Below are 370 nucleotides of genomic sequence, written 5' to 3' on the forward strand. Positions count from 1 at the left end.
GGAAAAGACCCCGGTGACCCTGGTGATGCGCGAAGGTGCGCGCATCACCAGTGAACGCGGGGCCGCCGCGTAACCCCATCCATGCATGGCGTGGATCTACAGACGACGCTCGCCGGGCCTGGCCCGGCGCGACCGGGGCGGCGCGGGGGCCTCGGGGAGCGCCCGGCCCAGCCCCGCGGGCGGGCCCCGGCCCCCCCCGCGCCCCCGGCCCGCCCCCGGGCGCCCGGGCCCCGCCCCGGCGAGCGTCGTCTGTAGATCCACGCCATGCATGGATGGGGTTACGCGGCGGCCCCGCGTTCACTGGTGATGCGCGCACCGTCGCGCATCACCAGGGTCACCGGGGTCTTTTCCACCACCTCCAGCAACCGCT

The 370-nt window shown here is 75.9% G+C and carries 2 pseudogenes; one reads left to right on the forward strand and one right to left on the reverse strand.

Annotated features, from left to right (window positions below):
• Positions 1-73, forward strand: a pseudogene (locus R5H29_RS05620) (OsmC family peroxiredoxin); the annotation flags it as partial.
• Between the two features lie 205 nt (positions 74-278).
• Here the strand turns inward: R5H29_RS05620 and R5H29_RS05625 are convergent.
• Positions 279-370, reverse strand: a pseudogene (locus R5H29_RS05625) (OsmC family peroxiredoxin); the annotation flags it as partial.

Source organism: Stenotrophomonas sp. A3_2 (assembly GCF_036624925.1).
Lineage (GTDB): Bacteria > Pseudomonadota > Gammaproteobacteria > Xanthomonadales > Xanthomonadaceae > Stenotrophomonas > Stenotrophomonas hibiscicola.